General features: G+C 67.9%; 15 protein-coding genes. 5 read left to right on the top strand and 10 right to left on the bottom strand.

Features of this window, described 5'->3' with window-relative positions:
- Positions 1 to 135 precede the first annotated feature (135 nt).
- Positions 136 to 1,884: a response regulator gene (locus tag H6717_32080; protein ID MCB9581714.1), complete on the bottom strand. Its 1,749-nt coding sequence runs from the start codon at positions 1,882 to 1,884 to the stop codon at positions 136 to 138.
- Positions 1,885 to 1,958: 74 nt separating this feature from the next.
- Between H6717_32080 and nadC the strand changes: the two genes are divergently transcribed.
- Positions 1,959 to 2,801 (top strand): carboxylating nicotinate-nucleotide diphosphorylase, encoded by an 843-nt coding sequence (nadC, locus tag H6717_32075; protein MCB9581713.1) that lies wholly within the window; start codon positions 1,959 to 1,961, stop codon positions 2,799 to 2,801.
- On the top strand, positions 2,798 to 3,574 hold the full coding sequence (locus tag H6717_32070) for a biotin--[acetyl-CoA-carboxylase] ligase (protein ID MCB9581712.1): 777 nt from the start codon (positions 2,798 to 2,800) through the stop codon (positions 3,572 to 3,574). The genes nadC and H6717_32070 overlap by 4 nt, the downstream gene beginning before the upstream one ends.
- 1 nt (position 3,575) lies before the next feature.
- Here H6717_32070 and H6717_32065 read toward each other — a convergent pair whose 3' ends face one another.
- The 6 genes from H6717_32065 to H6717_32040 form a co-directional block, all read right to left on the bottom strand.
- A complete protein-coding gene (locus H6717_32065; protein ID MCB9581711.1) occupies positions 3,576 to 4,331 on the bottom strand; it encodes a Uma2 family endonuclease in 756 nt (251 codons plus the stop codon).
- 107 nt (positions 4,332 to 4,438) lie between these two features.
- On the bottom strand, positions 4,439 to 4,966 hold the full coding sequence (locus H6717_32060; GenBank protein ID MCB9581710.1) for an RNA polymerase sigma factor: 528 nt from the start codon (positions 4,964 to 4,966) through the stop codon (positions 4,439 to 4,441).
- A gap of 152 nt (positions 4,967 to 5,118) precedes the next feature.
- Positions 5,119 to 6,132: a hypothetical protein gene (locus H6717_32055; protein MCB9581709.1), complete on the bottom strand. Its 1,014-nt coding sequence runs from the start codon at positions 6,130 to 6,132 to the stop codon at positions 5,119 to 5,121.
- 19 nt (positions 6,133 to 6,151) lie between these two features.
- The gene (locus tag H6717_32050) at positions 6,152 to 7,666 is read right to left on the bottom strand and encodes an NAD(P)H-hydrate dehydratase (GenBank protein ID MCB9581708.1); all 1,515 of its coding nucleotides are present in this window, start codon (positions 7,664 to 7,666) and stop codon (positions 6,152 to 6,154) included.
- Positions 7,663 to 8,046 carry a holo-ACP synthase gene (locus H6717_32045; GenBank protein ID MCB9581707.1) on the bottom strand — a complete coding sequence of 128 codons (384 nt, stop codon included), beginning with the start codon at positions 8,044 to 8,046 and terminating at the stop codon, positions 7,663 to 7,665. Before H6717_32045 ends, H6717_32050 begins: the two co-directional genes overlap by 4 nt.
- A complete protein-coding gene (locus tag H6717_32040) occupies positions 8,043 to 8,756 on the bottom strand; it encodes a pyridoxine 5'-phosphate synthase (GenBank protein ID MCB9581706.1) in 714 nt (237 codons plus the stop codon). The genes H6717_32045 and H6717_32040 overlap by 4 nt, the downstream gene beginning before the upstream one ends.
- Positions 8,757 to 8,807: 51 nt before the next feature.
- Between H6717_32040 and H6717_32035 the strand changes: the two genes are divergently transcribed.
- Complete coding sequence (locus tag H6717_32035) at positions 8,808 to 10,355, top strand: FAD-binding oxidoreductase (GenBank protein ID MCB9581705.1); 1,548 nt, start codon at positions 8,808 to 8,810, stop codon at positions 10,353 to 10,355.
- 46 nt (positions 10,356 to 10,401) lie between these two features.
- Here the strand turns inward: H6717_32035 and H6717_32030 are convergent, their stop codons facing one another.
- Positions 10,402 to 11,463 carry an ATP-binding protein gene (locus tag H6717_32030; protein MCB9581704.1) on the bottom strand — a complete coding sequence of 354 codons (1,062 nt, stop codon included), beginning with the start codon at positions 11,461 to 11,463 and terminating at the stop codon, positions 10,402 to 10,404.
- Between the two features lie 235 nt (positions 11,464 to 11,698).
- On the opposite strand from H6717_32030, the gene H6717_32025 reads away from it, so the two are divergent.
- The gene (locus tag H6717_32025) at positions 11,699 to 12,064 is read left to right on the top strand and encodes a hypothetical protein (protein MCB9581703.1); all 366 of its coding nucleotides are present in this window, start codon (positions 11,699 to 11,701) and stop codon (positions 12,062 to 12,064) included.
- 112 nt (positions 12,065 to 12,176) lie between these two features.
- Here the strand turns inward: H6717_32025 and H6717_32020 are convergent, their stop codons facing one another.
- A complete protein-coding gene (locus H6717_32020; GenBank protein MCB9581702.1) occupies positions 12,177 to 12,959 on the bottom strand; it encodes a hypothetical protein in 783 nt (260 codons plus the stop codon).
- Positions 12,960 to 13,111: 152 nt separating this feature from the next.
- Positions 13,112 to 13,645 carry a hypothetical protein gene (locus tag H6717_32015; GenBank protein ID MCB9581701.1) on the bottom strand — a complete coding sequence of 178 codons (534 nt, stop codon included), beginning with the start codon at positions 13,643 to 13,645 and terminating at the stop codon, positions 13,112 to 13,114.
- 195 nt (positions 13,646 to 13,840) lie between these two features.
- Between H6717_32015 and H6717_32010 the strand changes: the two genes are divergently transcribed.
- Entirely contained in the window at positions 13,841 to 14,218 is a 378-nt protein-coding gene (locus H6717_32010) for a BlaI/MecI/CopY family transcriptional regulator (GenBank protein MCB9581700.1), read from the top strand.
- Position 14,219: the final 1 nt, after the last annotated feature.

Here is a 14,219-nt window from a genome sequence, read left to right as displayed (position 1 = left end):
CGAGGGACGCCGCCTTTCAAAATGCGTGCCCCGATCCATCCGCTGGGATTTCTCGGCGGCCGGAACGAACGTCGGCCCATTTCCAGCCGGGCGTGGGACTCATTCGTCCAACCCCAAGGTGGGTCCGCTCCAGAGCTACTCGGCGATGCCGTTCGGACCCATGGCGCGGGCACCGCCGGAGCGCTTGGCTTCGTACATGCGTTGATCGGCGACTCGCAGGAGTTGTTTGAGAGCGCGACCGTCGTCCGGGAACGTGGAAACGCCCGCGCTGAAGCTCACGCGGAAGGGCTCGCCAGCATCGTCCGTGAAGGTCTCTTCTCCGAACTCTCGCAGCACGCGCGCCACCACCGCCGCAGCGGAATCCCCCGTTTCCTCGTTGAGGGCGACGACGAACTCCTCCCCGCCCCAACGGCCACGGAGGTCCACGTTGCGGAAGCGGGCCCGGAGCAGACGTCCCAAGCTGGCCAGCACGCGATCCCCCACCAAATGGCCGTGCTCGTCGTTCACGCTCTTGAAACCGTCCACGTCCAACATGCAGATCGCCAAATGACGCTGCCGCCGGGCGGCGTCGGAGATGCGCGCCTCCACGGCGTCGGAAAGAGCCTTGCGGGACAAGAGCCCCGTCAGCGGATCGCGCTGCGTCCGCTCGCGAAACCAGCGCGCCCGCTCGATGCGAACGCCCACCCGCGCCACCAGCTCCTCCGGCAGTAGAGGCTTGGAGATGCAGTCGTCCCCGCCGGCGCGAAAGCACGCCAGGTGATCTTCCACGCTGGTAGACGAGCTGGCGAACACTACGGCGAGGTCTCGCCACTTGTCCGCCGCCCGCAACACGCGACACGCTTCCGTGCCACTCATTTCCGGCATCTCGTCGTCCAGCAAGAGCACGTCCGGGCGCACCTCGCTGAGCACTTCCAGAAGCCGAAGCGGATTCCTCTCGTACACCACGTTGCTGCCGTGGTTCTCCAAGATGGAGCGTACGGCGTCAGCGAAGGAGGGGTCGTCGTCCACCACTAGCACGGTGGCCTCACCGCCCTTGTCGCTCTCGAGCAAGCGCCGCACGGCCTCGCCGAAGGTCGGCTCGTCGAGGGGCTTCTCCAAGAATACGGTGGCGCCCGCGTGGGCGGCGGAGATGCGGCTCTTCATGGTGCCGTCGCTGGACACCGCGCCGATGGGTAGCTCCGAGTAACCCGGCAGCGTCCGCAACGTGGCCGCCAGAGCGAAGCCGCTCTCACCGTGCTCCAAATGGGCATCCACGATGACCGCGTCGATGGCCTGGCTCTGCACGCGCTCCAGCGCAGCGTCGCTGGTGGTGGCCGTGGTCACGTTGAGCGCCAAGCCGCGCCCGTACTTACGGACCTCGTTCAAGAACGTGAGCTCGTCGTCCACCACCAAGATGGTGGGCCTGCCCGGCAGCGTCGGGATCGGGATCGCCGGGCGGCTGAGCTTGCGTGGGTAGGACGCCCGCAGGCGGTGCATCTGCTCGGCTAGGGTGTCCAGCGGCACGGGGCGACTGCTCAACGCGTGACGAACGTGCTGAACCAACACCGCCGGAGAGAGGGGCTCGTGCAACAGCTCGTGCAAGCCGTGGGCACGGCGCATCTCGCTCTCCGCGTCCGCATCCATCGGCTCCCGGGTCACGAACAGGACCGGCGCGCGCAGCGGCCGCCGATGGAGCTCCGCCAAGAGCTCGGTGCCTCGTCCGCCTGCCACTCGCTCGTACAGCACCACGACCTGTGCCCCTTCCGAGAGCACCTGCAGCGCCGAATCCAGCGTCAGGCCTTCGGCCACGTCCCAGCCCTCGGACGCCAGCGCCGGAACCATCAGCGTCCGCTCGGTCTCGTCGTCGAGGACCAGGAGCACCGTCGGTTTGAGGGAATCCTCCAAGCAGAGGAACATAGCACCCGAGCCGGCGCCGCCGCCGTTCCATCCGAAGCGAAGACGCTCTAACTTCCACGGTCGTGATTTCAAACGTCATTTTGGATGCCGCCGTCGATCGAGCCCTGGCCGAGGACTTGGAAGGTGGGGACCTCACCACGGAAGCCACTGTGGAGGCGAACGCACGGGCCGTCGGGCGCGCCATCGCGCGGGCGGATCTCGTTGTGGCGGGCGGTGACGTGTTCGCCCGAGTCTTCTATCGCGTCGATCCCGGCCTGCGGGTCGAGCTGCTCTTGGACGAAGGCACGCGCGCAAAGCGCGACGACGTGCTGTGGGTCGTGGAAGGCTCCGCTCGCTCCATACTGATGGCCGAGCGCACCGCGTTGAACTTCGCGCAGCGCATGAGCGGCGTCGCCACCATCACTCGGCGCTTCGTGGACGCGCTCCCGGAGGGCAAGCATGCTCGCGTGACCGACACGCGGAAGACCACCCCCGGACTCCGCGCGTTGGAGCGCTACGCCGTACGCGTCGGCGGCGGGCACAACCACCGCGACACCCTGGGCTCCGCGGTGCTGATCAAGGACAACCACATCGAGGCCGCCGGTGGCATCGGCTTGGCCGTGGAGCGTGCCCGGGCGCGGGCGCCGCACACTTCCCGCATCGAAATCGAGGTGGAATCTCTCGACGCCCTCGAAGAAGCCTTGGTTGCCGGGGCGGACATCGTGATGCTCGACAACTTTGCGCCTGCGGAGGTCGCCACGGCCGTGGCGAAGGCGCGAGGCAAAGCCCTGGTAGAGGTGTCCGGCGGCATCACCCTGGAGCGCGTGAAGAGCCTCGCGGAGGCCGGTGTGGACGTCATCAGCGTTGGCGCCCTCACCCACTCCGCGCCTTCGGCGGACATCGCGTTGGACATCGAGCGGCTATGACGCCGTTCGATGCCGACCGCTTCGAGGCGCTGCGGCAAGCGCGATCCTTGCCGCTAGGACGACCGCTCACGGTGAAGACGTCCACGACCTCGACCAACGACGACGCCATGCGCGCCGCCAAGAGCGGAGCACCGCACGGCGCCGTGGTGCTCGCGGAAGAGCAGACCGCCGGGCGCGGACGTCGCGGCCACCGTTGGCACTCGGCCGCCGGCGAGAACCTGACCTTCTCCGTCATGCTTCGGCCCGAGCTCGAGCCCGCCGCTCTGGGCGCCCTGACGCTGGCCCTGGGCCTCGCCGTGCGCGACGTGGTGGCCGCCAAGGTCGATGCACGAGTGGCCGTGAAGTGGCCGAACGACGTCGTGGTGGACAGGAAGAAGCTCGCGGGCCTCTTGCTCGAGAGTCAGATCGAGGCGGGTCGAGTGGTCGCCGTGGTCGCCGGCATCGGCCTCAACGTGCTGTCCCGGGAGCTGCCGCCGGAGCTCGCCGGCATCGCCACGTCCCTCGCTCTCTTGGGCGCAAAAGACGTCGAGCGCGAAGCCTTGTTGGCCGATTTACTGGAGACAATGTTGGTCCGGCTCGGAAGCTATCGGCACGCCGGCCTGGCGGGCGTGCACGCGGAGCTCGAACGCCACGACGCCCTGTTCGGCGCCGACCTGCGCGTCGATGGTCTCGAAGGGGTCGGGCGCGGAATCGCAGAGGACGGCGCGCTGCTCCTGGAAGACGCCCATGGCCACACGCACCGCGTGATCGCCGGCACGGTGGAGTACCGCTGACTCACCCGCGCCGAGAAAGCTCGCCTTCGAGCTCTCTCACTCGCTGCTCGAGCGCTGCCCGCTCCTGCTCACGAAGCGCCTGCTCCTGCTCACGAAGCGCCCGCTCCTGCGCTTCGCCCGTCATCCACCGCTGCTGACCGAGAGCGTCGTCACTGATGCACAAATCTCGAGGTGTCTCGAACGAGAGCCAAGCGTCCACGGCATCGGAATGATACGGCCCGCTCCCGGAGTACACGCGCTCGAAACCACCGGCATCCCCAGCCATCCAGATCTGAAGCGGGACTGGCCCTCCTAGACGACGAGGTCCGAGTAACAACGGATCGAGCACCCACAACTCGGCCACTCCGCAAGCCGCGTACTTGTGTTGGATCTCTGCGTAGTCCTTGTAGGGATGGCTGGGGCTCACGACTTCGACGGCGAGTCGCGGGGCGACGTGACCCGGCTGCCACAAACACAGGCTATTCAGTTGGTCTGCGTTGGGCGGCGCCGGTTCGACCAAGCAAACGTCGGGGTCCACTCCCACCTTCGGTCGCTCACGAACCCAACGAATCGCAAAGTTTCGAGCAACAATCGCGTCGCGCTTGGTGCGGGCGACCCAGGCGGCCAGCAACGCGACCACGCAGGCCGTCAACAGATCGTGAGCACGCGATTCGGGCACCGGCTCCTCCGGCAGCTCCCATGCGTCGAGCGCCGGAACGATCCGGTATTTGACCTCGATGCTCTCCGGGTCGTGCATCGCCGTTAGTGTAACGCTCATGCTGGGAACCTTCCGCCCAGCCACCTTGCACGCGCCGGACCAACAAAAAATCCCGAAGAATGGCGCTGCTTGGGGTGGCGATCGCCAGCTTCGCCGGCGGCGGTTGGTCAGGCGGCGCAGGCGATGGCGGGAGCGGCGGGCTCGTTGTCGAGCACGGCGGCCAACAGGCGGCGGCCTCGGAACAGACGGCTCATCACCGTGCCCACGGGAATGCCGAGACGTTCGGCGGCGTCCTTGTAGGAGAGCTCGGCGAGATCCACGAGGCGCACGACGGACTCGAACGCTTCCGGCAGCTCGCTGATGGCCCGCTCCACCCGAGGCGACAGGGCCACCATCGCCGGCGAGGCGTCCGGGCGCGTCCAAGCGCAGGGGTCCGTGGTGAGCACTTCCAGCGCGCGGCGCTCGCGGCGGTTCTTCCGGCAGCGCGTCACGAACACACTGAACAACACTTGCTGAGCCCAGGCGCGCAAGTTGGTACCCGGCTGGTAGCTCGACTCGAAGCGCAGCGCGCGCTCGACGGTGTCTTGCACCAGGTCCTGAGCTTCCGTCGCGTTGAGGCAGAGCTTGAGGGCACGGGCATGGAGCGACGGCAGGTGCAAGGTGAGCTCGTCGCGGAAGGGGCGGGTCGCTGTCATCGAAGAAAACCTCCGGGCAGACGCCTTCGCAAGCCACGTGCCAAGCGGCGTAGCGCAAAATTCGCCTATTTTTCGGGAATCCCGCGCGTCCCGAGAGACGCACCCCGCGTGTCAAACTGGCAGCGCCGGCGAGTCCACTGCCAGTCGGACACTCAGCGGCAGCACACCGTGACGGGGCCGACGGGAGCCAAGTTGGCTTGCTTGGCTCCGCTCGCAGCGCAGCCTGCATTCTGGACGTCGACCAAGTACTTGAAGGCGCTCACGCTGCCGTTGCCCGTGACCGGAACGCAGGTTCCATTGGCCGCGAGGGTCGCCACCGGCGAGGTGCAGTTGGCATCACCGAAAAACGCTAGCTTCGGATCGGCGCAGGTCGCGCTGACGGTGCACGAATCACAGGCGCTGCAGGTGAGGGTCACGTCGGCCATCACCAGCGTCTTGTTCACGAAGGGACCGGCCGGACAGGCGACGTCTCCCGGCGCACGGATACAGGAACCGAACGGTCCGGGGAACGTTCCGGTGCACACTTCCTCCAAACAGGCGTTCGACGGCGCGCACAGCGTGGCGGCGTGGACCAGCAGCTTGCTGGAGTCCGTAACGGCAGCTCCGGCGCAGGCGCCTCCCACGGGCAGCGGCATGGCCTTGTGATAGTTGGACAGGTTGCCGCTGAAGCCCAAGGAGTTGCAGCCGGTCCCGTTGATGTCGAGCTTTGCTCCAGTGTTGCCGCAGGAGCTCGAGTTGCTGTCGTAGGTCTGGGAGCTTCCCGTGACGCAGGGTGGGCTCGTGATGGTGCAGGAGCAATCACACGCGCCGGGCGCCGTGGGGTTCGCCTTCAAGTTCGTCTGATCGAAGCCCGCCGGGCAAGCGCTACCGGGATCCACCGCGAAGCCGACGACCTCCCAACCGCCAGGCACGCTCTGCACGCACGTCCCCGGAGGTGTGAGGCAGGGACCCGTGGGCACGTCCGGCGCGGCGTCCTTCGGGGGCGCGGCATCGACACCCGCGTCGTCCTGCGGCACGGTGCCGCCCGTTCCGCCAGTGGTGGTCCCCGCGTTGCCACCGCTTCCTCCCGTCGTTGCACCCTCCGCTCCGGCTCCCGGATTCAGGGTGCCCTGGCCGTCCAGAGCGCAAGCGCTCAGCAGCATCGAGAGCGCGAGAGCCGCACGCATGGTCGGGGATTTTAGCACGTCACTCCGAACGCAGCTTCGCCAGCACTGCGGGGACGCCATCCGCAATCTCGTGCGCGACCAGCCCACGATCCGCCCCCACGCGCTCGCACCATTCCTCGGCGGACGCGCCATGAACGTACGCCCCGGCGATGGCGGCCCAACGCGGAGCCAGCGTGGAGCACAGCGCGGCAATGATTCCGGTCAGCACGTCCCCCGCTCCGCCCGTCGCCAGCGCGGGAGCGCCGCTGACGTTCACCACCGGAAGCTCTCCCGGTGCGGCGATCAGCGTGCGGGGACCTTTCAGCAACACCACGGCACCGGTGAGCTCCACGGCGCGCGCCACCGCGGCGAAGCGATCCGCCTCCACGTCCTTCGATTCGATGCCGAGCAGGCGACCGAGCTCTCCGGGGTGCGGCGTGAGCACCAAGCTGCCCTTGGCTCGGGCGAGCTCCGCGGCGCGCCCGGCGAAATGACTGATGGCGTCAGCGTCCACGACCTTGGGACCGTCCCAGCCGAGCACCACGTGGTCCACCACTCGGCGAGCGCGCTCGTCCAGACCCAGGCCGGGACCGATGGCGATGGCGCCGGCCCGGGACAGGATCTCGTCGAGCGACGACTCCAGCGCGTTCGGGTCGATGCGCGCCGTCATTTCTTCCAGCGCGCGCAGGTCGATGGAGTCCGCAGCGTCCGGGAAGGTGCACACCGTGGCAAGCCCCGCGCCCGCGCGCAGCGCGCCGCGCGCCACCAACAGCGCCGCGCCGGTCTTTCCTGCGGATCCGGCCACCGCGAACACGTGCCCCACGCTCACCTTGTGGGCGTCGATGGGACGCGGCTCGAGTAGCGCCGCAACGTCCGAAGCTTCCACGATCTCCGCGCCATGGTCGTGCAAGAGCTCCGCTGGCACGCCGATGTCCACCACGTGCACCTCTCCCGCGTGGGCCGCGCCGGCGGAGGTGAGCAAGCCGAGCTTGGGATGAGCGAAGGTGACGGTCACGTCCGCGTCCACCGCCACGCCCAACACCGCGCCCGTGTTCGCGTGCAGACCGGACGGGATGTCCAACGCGACGACGGGCACCCCCGCGGCGTTGATCCGTTCGATGGCGATGCGTTGGCGCCCGCCCACGTCGCGATCCAGCCCGGTGCCGAAGATGCCGTCCACGATCACGTCCACGTCTCCGAGCTCCAGGGCGGAGAGATCTTCAGTGGGCAGATACGTGACCGCGCCACCGAGCCCCAGCCAGGCGTCGTGGTTCAAGAGCGCATCTCCGGAGAGCTTGCGCGCTTCCGCCAGCAGATACACCGTCACGTCGTTGCCACTGGCCGCCAGGTGGCGCGCGACGACGAAGCCATCCCCGCCATTGTTGCCCGGGCCGCACACCACCGCGACACGGGAGCCCAGCGCGAGCACGCCTTCCACGACCTCCGCCGCGTTGCGTCCGGCGTTCTCCATCAACACCACGCTCGGCACCTTGCACTTGGTGATGGCGTGCTGGTCGAAGGCGCGCATCTGCTCTCGCGAAAGGACGGCGATCATCCTGCATCTCCTTCGAGCACCACCACCGCCGCCGCAACCCCCGCGTCATGGGTGATGGACACGAAACAGCGGGCCACACCGCGTTCTTGGGCGCGCTTCACCGCGGGCCCCAGCAGGCGGATCTCCGGCGCCCCCAGCGCGCCGCGGCGCACTTCCACGTCATGGAACCAGACGTCCCGCGGCGCCCCCAAGGCTTTGCTCAGCGCTTCCTTCGCGGCGAAGCGCCCCGCCAAGGCGGCCGCGCGATCCGCGCTCCGTCCCTCGAGCTCGCGCCGCTCCTCCGTCGTCAAGATGCGCTCCCACATGCGCTCACCGTGGCGAGCCAGGGCACGCTCCATGCGCTCGATGGACGCGACGTCGATGCCGAGCCCCAGGATCATCGGCCGATGGCCTCGCGAAAGTCCCGGATTGCGCGATCCAAGCCCACGAACAGCGCGTCGGAAATCAACGCGTGGCCGATGTTCAGCTCGACGACTTCGGCGATGGCGGCGACGGCACCGACGTTGTGACGCGTGAGCCCGTGCCCCGCCGCGACCTCCAGCCCCAGCTCCTTGGCCCGGCGTGCCCCGAGGCGCAGCTTCTCGAGCTCCTCAGCCTGCTCCTTGCCGCGCGCGTTGCAGTATTCCCCGGTGTGCAGCTCCACCTGGGTCGCCCCCACCGCACGGCTGGCGGCGATCTGCTTCTCGTCCGGGGCGATGAACAGGGAGAGCTTGATGCCGGTGCGCTTGCACATCTCGGCCACCCGCTCGATCGCCTGCCGGTTCTTGATCACGTCCAGACCGCCCTCCGTGGTGCGTTCCTCTCGGCGCTCCGGCACCAGGGTGATCACGTCCGGGTGCACCCGCTCCGCGATGCCGCGCATCTCGTCGGTGGCCGCCATTTCAAGGTTCAACAGCGTGGTCACGCTCTCGCGCAAGCGCGTGAGGTCCGCGTCCTTGATGTGACGCCGGTCTTCCCTCAAATGCGCCGTGATGCCATCCGCGCCGAACTGCTCCGCCATGCCGGCGGCGAGCACGGGATCGGGATAGGAGCTACCGCGGGCGTTGCGGACGGTGGCAACGTGGTCGACGTTCACGTGGAAGCGCATCATGACGGGCGGAGCGTAGTTCACCCCGGAGGCGCCGTGCTACCGTCTTCGAAGATGCAGGCGCTCCTCGACTTCCGCGCCATCGTGGGGGCTTCGCACGTGCTGACGGACGCGGCGGATCTCGACCGCGCCGCCACCGCCACCTTCGCCACCCGCGCGCGGCCTTCGGCCATCGTGCGTCCGGAAAACCTGTCGCAGGTTCAGGACTTGGTGCGTGCCGCAGCCCGCCACGGTGTGCCGCTGTATCCCGTGAGCCGCGGCAAGAACTGGGGCCTCGGCTCCCGCGTGCCCACCGCCGACGGCGCCGTCTTGCTCGAGCTCGCGCGCATGGATCGCATCGTGGCCTTCGACGAAGAGCTCGCGACCGTCACGGTGGAGCCCGGCGTCAGCTTCGCCCAGCTGTATCGCTTCCTCTCCGAACGGAAATCCCGTCTGTTCGCCAACACCACCGGCGCCAGCCCCGAAGCCAGCGTGCTCGGCAACGCCATCGAGCGAGGCGACGGCACCGGCCCCAATGGAGATCGCTTCAATCACGTCGCGGGGCTCGAGGTGGTGCTGGGCAGTGGCGAGGTCCTGCGCACGGGCTTTTCCCGCTACGACGCCACGCCCCTTGGACCGCTCCACCGCTGGGGCGTGGGGCCGGCCCTCGACGGCATCTTCAGCCAGTCGAACCTCGGCATCGTCACGCGCATGAGCCTGTGGCTCACCCCGCTGCCGGGGGCGCTGGCCGCCATTCGCTTCTGGTTCAGGGATCCCACGCGTCTGGCCCCGACGATGGACGCGCTCCGCAGGTTGCGCCTCGAAGGCACGCTGCGTTCCGTCGCCGGGATCTGGAACGACTACCGCGTGCTCAGCGTGGAAGGGCAGTACCCGTGGCACGCCGCGGGCGAGCGCACGCCCCTCGACCGCAGTGTGCTCGAACGCATCGGCGAAGCCTGGGGCGGCGCCACTTGGTTCGGCCTGAGCGCGGTATACGCCGCCACCGAGGCGCAGTGCAGCGCCCACGTGGCGCGCGTTCGCGAGCTCCTCGAGCCCCACGTCGACGAGCTCGTCATCGAGCAAAAGAGCGGCGCACCCGTCAGCGGCGCCGAGCTCTTCACCGAAGCCGAGCCCGCGTTCCAATTCCTGCAGGGCATCCCCCACGAAGGCAGCATCCAGAGCGTGTACTGGCGCAAGCGCGAGCCTCCGCCCGCGTCCCCGGATCCGGATCGCGATCGCTGTGGCGTGCTGTGGCTATGCCCTACCCTGCCCTTCCGTGGCACGGACGTGACTCGCGCCGTGACCGTGGCCGAGCGCGTGATGCCGGAGCACGGCTTCGAGCCGCTGATCGCGATGGTCGCCCAGACCGAACGCACCGTGTACCTGTTCCCCCTCGTCGTCTACGACCGCGACGTCGCCGGCGAGGACGCCCGCGCCCGCGCCTGCCACGACGCGCTCCTCGCGGAGCTCGCGGCCCTCGGCTACTTGCCGTTTCGTCTCGGCATCCAATCCATGCGCGCGCTGCCGCCGTCCAACGACGACTTCGGGGCCGTGCTCCGGCGCATCCGCCAAGTGCTCGACCCCCACGGCATCATCGCCCCCGGTCGCTACGACCAATTCTGAATCCTGTTGTTGGTCCGCCGCGAACTCCGGAGCGGCCGAGCCTCGGTCAGCTTCCGAAGCTCGCGAGCAGCCGCTCCACTCGCAGGACGTCGTCCAGTCGTCCGGCATCGTGGGCGTAGTCCATCGCCGCGAACAAGTGCTGCTCCTCCAACATCCGGCGCGACGGGTCGCGCTCCAGCAAGGCGAGGTAGTGCTCGAACAACGCGCGCATGTCGAAGCTCGTCTGGTCGCCAAGTGCGTGGCGAACCGTGGCATGAAGGGTGAAGCGTCCGGCAACGGGCTCCTCGACCAGTCGAAGTGCTCTCAAGCGCTCGAGCGAGCTGCCTCGGGTCGGCGCGAGCTTCATCAAGCTTGCGCGATCCATGTGGTCGCCCCCCATGTGGGTCAGCACTGCGAGCGCGCGCCGAGCCGGCGAATTCAAAGTGGACCAAGCAAAGCGCACCAGGAGCGCGACTTCTGGCACGTCGTCTTCGTGGGCGAGGGCCCGCACGCGACCTATCCCGTGTTGCGATAGCCAGCGCGAGAGTGCGGATGCCGTGACCACCCGCTCGGCCACCAGAGCGTCGGCGAGCTGCAAGGCCACTGGATTCGAGCGCAAGGGCCGGGTGAGCCGAGCGACACGAGGGAACGGCGGCCGCTCGGCCAGCACCAGCGGCGGGACCACCGGCAAGATATGCACTCCTGCGACCAGGCAACGACGCGCAGTGACCACGAAGCTGACCGGCGCGTCCCCACCGACGGCGTCCAGAAGCGCTGCCGAGGCTTCGTCGTTCTCGTGATTGTCCAGCACCAACAGGCGACTTTCACCCTGGCGAAGCAGGCGAGCCACGTCCGCGAGCCGCCGCTCTTTCGATCCGAGTCGCAACGCGATCATCTCCGCCAGCACTCGCTCGTCCCAGTCCCCCACGCGAAACCAGTGCACGCCGCCCTTGAACTTGCGGTGAGTGCGGTGCGCCAGCTCGCGGGCCAGGGTAGTCTTGCCCGACCCGCCACCACCCACCAAAGCCACGCGCGTCGGATGGAGCGCGAGCAGCCGGCGCAGAGCCGACAGCTCGCTCGCACGACCGACCAGGCGCTGCGGACGGGACGGGAAAGGTGCTTTCAACATGCGCCATCAGTACCGCCATCAGCTCGGCGGACAAGGCCCCCGGCTCCGTTGGCCGGACTCGAGTCCGGACACGCTGGACCTCTCCGAGGTATCCGGCCCTACCGCAAGGAACCACGCGGAGGGAAGCGTGCCTTCTTCAGGACGATCAGCTCGCTGGGCGGGGTTAGACCCACTGTCGCCCGGCCGTGCAGCCCGGCGCGAGGCGTACGAGCGCGACGGTGCCCAGTGCTGCTTCGTGTCGGAGTCCGGCGTGCGCTGCACGGCAAGGGCGTTTCTGCAGTACGACCACATCGAAGCCACCGGCATCGGTGGTAGCGATGGCGCCTCCAATGGTCGGGTGTACTGCAGGAGCCACAATTTGAATGCGGCCAAGAAGACCTTCGGCCGCGAGTACGTTGAAGAGAAGATTCGCCTTCGTCAGCGAAGGCGTTCAGACACCGAGGCGCGGGAGAAGCAAGACAAGGTCCTCTTGGCGTTGACGACTCAAGGCTTCAAGAAGGGCGAAGCCAAGAAGGCAACGGAAAAGCTCGCCCGAGAAGCCCGCACTCTCTCGCGAGAAGAGCTGCTTCGGCGTGCCCTGGCGCTGCTCGTTCCGCGATAGGCGGGATGCGCGCGCGGGCTGATTCCGCGCCGGACCGACAAGCTGCCCGGTGGGAAGAATCGTCGCTGGGCCGCCGCTTGTGAGAGAGGTCCGACTCAGGTGAGCACTGGGGTTAGTTGCAGGTGTAGTACTCCTTCCCGTTCGCCGTGATGATCGGGTAGCCGTTGGAGTTCTGCGACACGTTGACCGGCGTCTGATTCCAGGATTGCCCGTCCTTCGACAGGAACAACACGCCGGCCTCGGCTTTCCAGCAGCCTCTTTGTCCTGCGGAGGAGCTTCCGTTCGTACCCCAAGCGCCCGTGCTTTCACCGTACTGGTTTTGCGTCTGGCCGCTGTAGGAGGACTCGCTTCCGCCGGTCAGGCTGAAGTGACCACTGCCGTCGAACACGACGCGCTCCTGCGCGCTGGTGCCGCCGCCCGAGGTTCCGCTGTAGGAGAAGTGGCACCACGGTGAGCGCGTCAACAGTGACGCCAGCTCACCGCTGCCCGTCGCCGGACAGCTCGCGGGCGCCGTGCCGCCGCCGGTGACGCTGCCTTCAAAGCCTTGCCCGCCTCCGGCCGCGGCGTCGAAGACGGCGACGATCTCCGAGCACTCCGAGACGGCCAGGCGGTCCACCGCCGCCGGGTCCGTCGCCTTCGCCGTACATTCGCTGACGCAGCCGCTCTGGGCCTGAGCGTCCTCCACGCTCTTGCACTGCAGGTAGTGGGCGCAGGCGCGCTCGCACGGCGGAGAGACCGAAGCCGCCTGTCCGTTGCTTCCCTGACCCCAACCGCCGCCGCGAGGCATCATGCAGGCCGCCAAGGGCAGCAAGAAGAGGGCTACGGGGGTGAAGAGCAGCGGACGTGATGCTCCCGCGTAGCTTCGTTGATCGGCTACAGCGTCTTTCAGAAGCATGGAACAGTGGCGGCGCGGGGTTCTCGGTTCCCCGCGCGGGGTGTGGGGCGTAGCCCCACCGAGAATACCGGCGAGGCCGGCGCCGGCTGGCTACCGTTCACTTGAGTCGCCAGGCGGCAACGTGTCACAAATCAATGAAAGATGCTGTAGCGTCAATCCGCCGATAGCGTGTACCAGCTCTTCGCGGTTCGGGTCTTCGGTCGCAGGAAGATCATGAACACGTTCGCGCCGCGAGCACTGCCGGTGGCTTTCCGACTCTCACTGCCATCGGAGGTACTGCGTGAAGTGTCCTGGATGTTGGCGAGGCGCGCCGACGACAAGCTGCCAGTCACCTTGTAGGGGCACACGTACACCTCGACCCCCTGCGCTTGCCCGCCGGTGATGGCGAGCGTCGCCGTCACACGGTCCTGCGCCAGCACCAAGTGAGCGTTGTAATAGTAGCGAATCGAGCTCTTCACGGAGCCCCCCTTCTTCACCGTCTCCAGCAGGTAGGGCGCCCACTGGCGCTCATAAGGATTGAAGCTGTACACCTGCGCCTTGCCGTAGTGCTTGGCGAGCAGGTTGATGACGGACTTCTTGCTGATGTCGCTGTCGCAGCTGAAGGGCGAGGCTTGGGCTTTTCCGGCGAGACCGACGAGGACCACGAGCGCGGGGACGACACTGGCGACGAGACGATGAATGGACATGAAGAGCTCCGGCTGAGTGGGACGCCGAGGGGCGGTGCAACCGCCGGACCAGGACGAAACCGCGGACAAAGCGACGCCGAGCGGGCCGAACCGTGCGCGATCGCGCAAGCCATTGCGCGACGGGGTTCGCGCCGTACCAACATGCTGCTGGAAAAACCGGCTTGACTCGTACTACGGCGGTAGTAGTACTGGCCCATGGCGGAAACGCTGGGGCCGCTGGAGATGCAGGTGCTGGGCCTTCTGGACCGAACGGAAGCCAGCACCGTGGCGGAAATCCAGGCGCGTCTGAGCAAGGCCGGCGCGGAGTACGCCTACACTACGGTGATGACGGTGCTGTCGCGCTTGCACGACAAGGGCATGGTGCGGCGGGAGAAGCGCAAGAATCGCTACCACTACCGCGCCACGGCACGGGACAGCGCTCTCAAGCGCGGCCTCTTGAAGCGGGTGCAGCGGGCGCTCTTTTCCGATCGGCTGGCGCCCATCGCCGCGCTCCTGGACGAAGATCTGAGCCAGGCGGAGCTCCTCGAGCTCCGGCGTCACATCGACGCGCGCTTGAAGGGCAAGGGCAAGTGAG

This window comes from Polyangiaceae bacterium (genome assembly GCA_020633235.1).
Lineage (GTDB): Bacteria > Myxococcota_A > Polyangia > Polyangiales > Polyangiaceae > JACKEA01.
The sequence above is the reverse complement of the archived record's forward strand: the minus strand, read 5'-3'. Positions and strand labels throughout refer to the sequence as shown.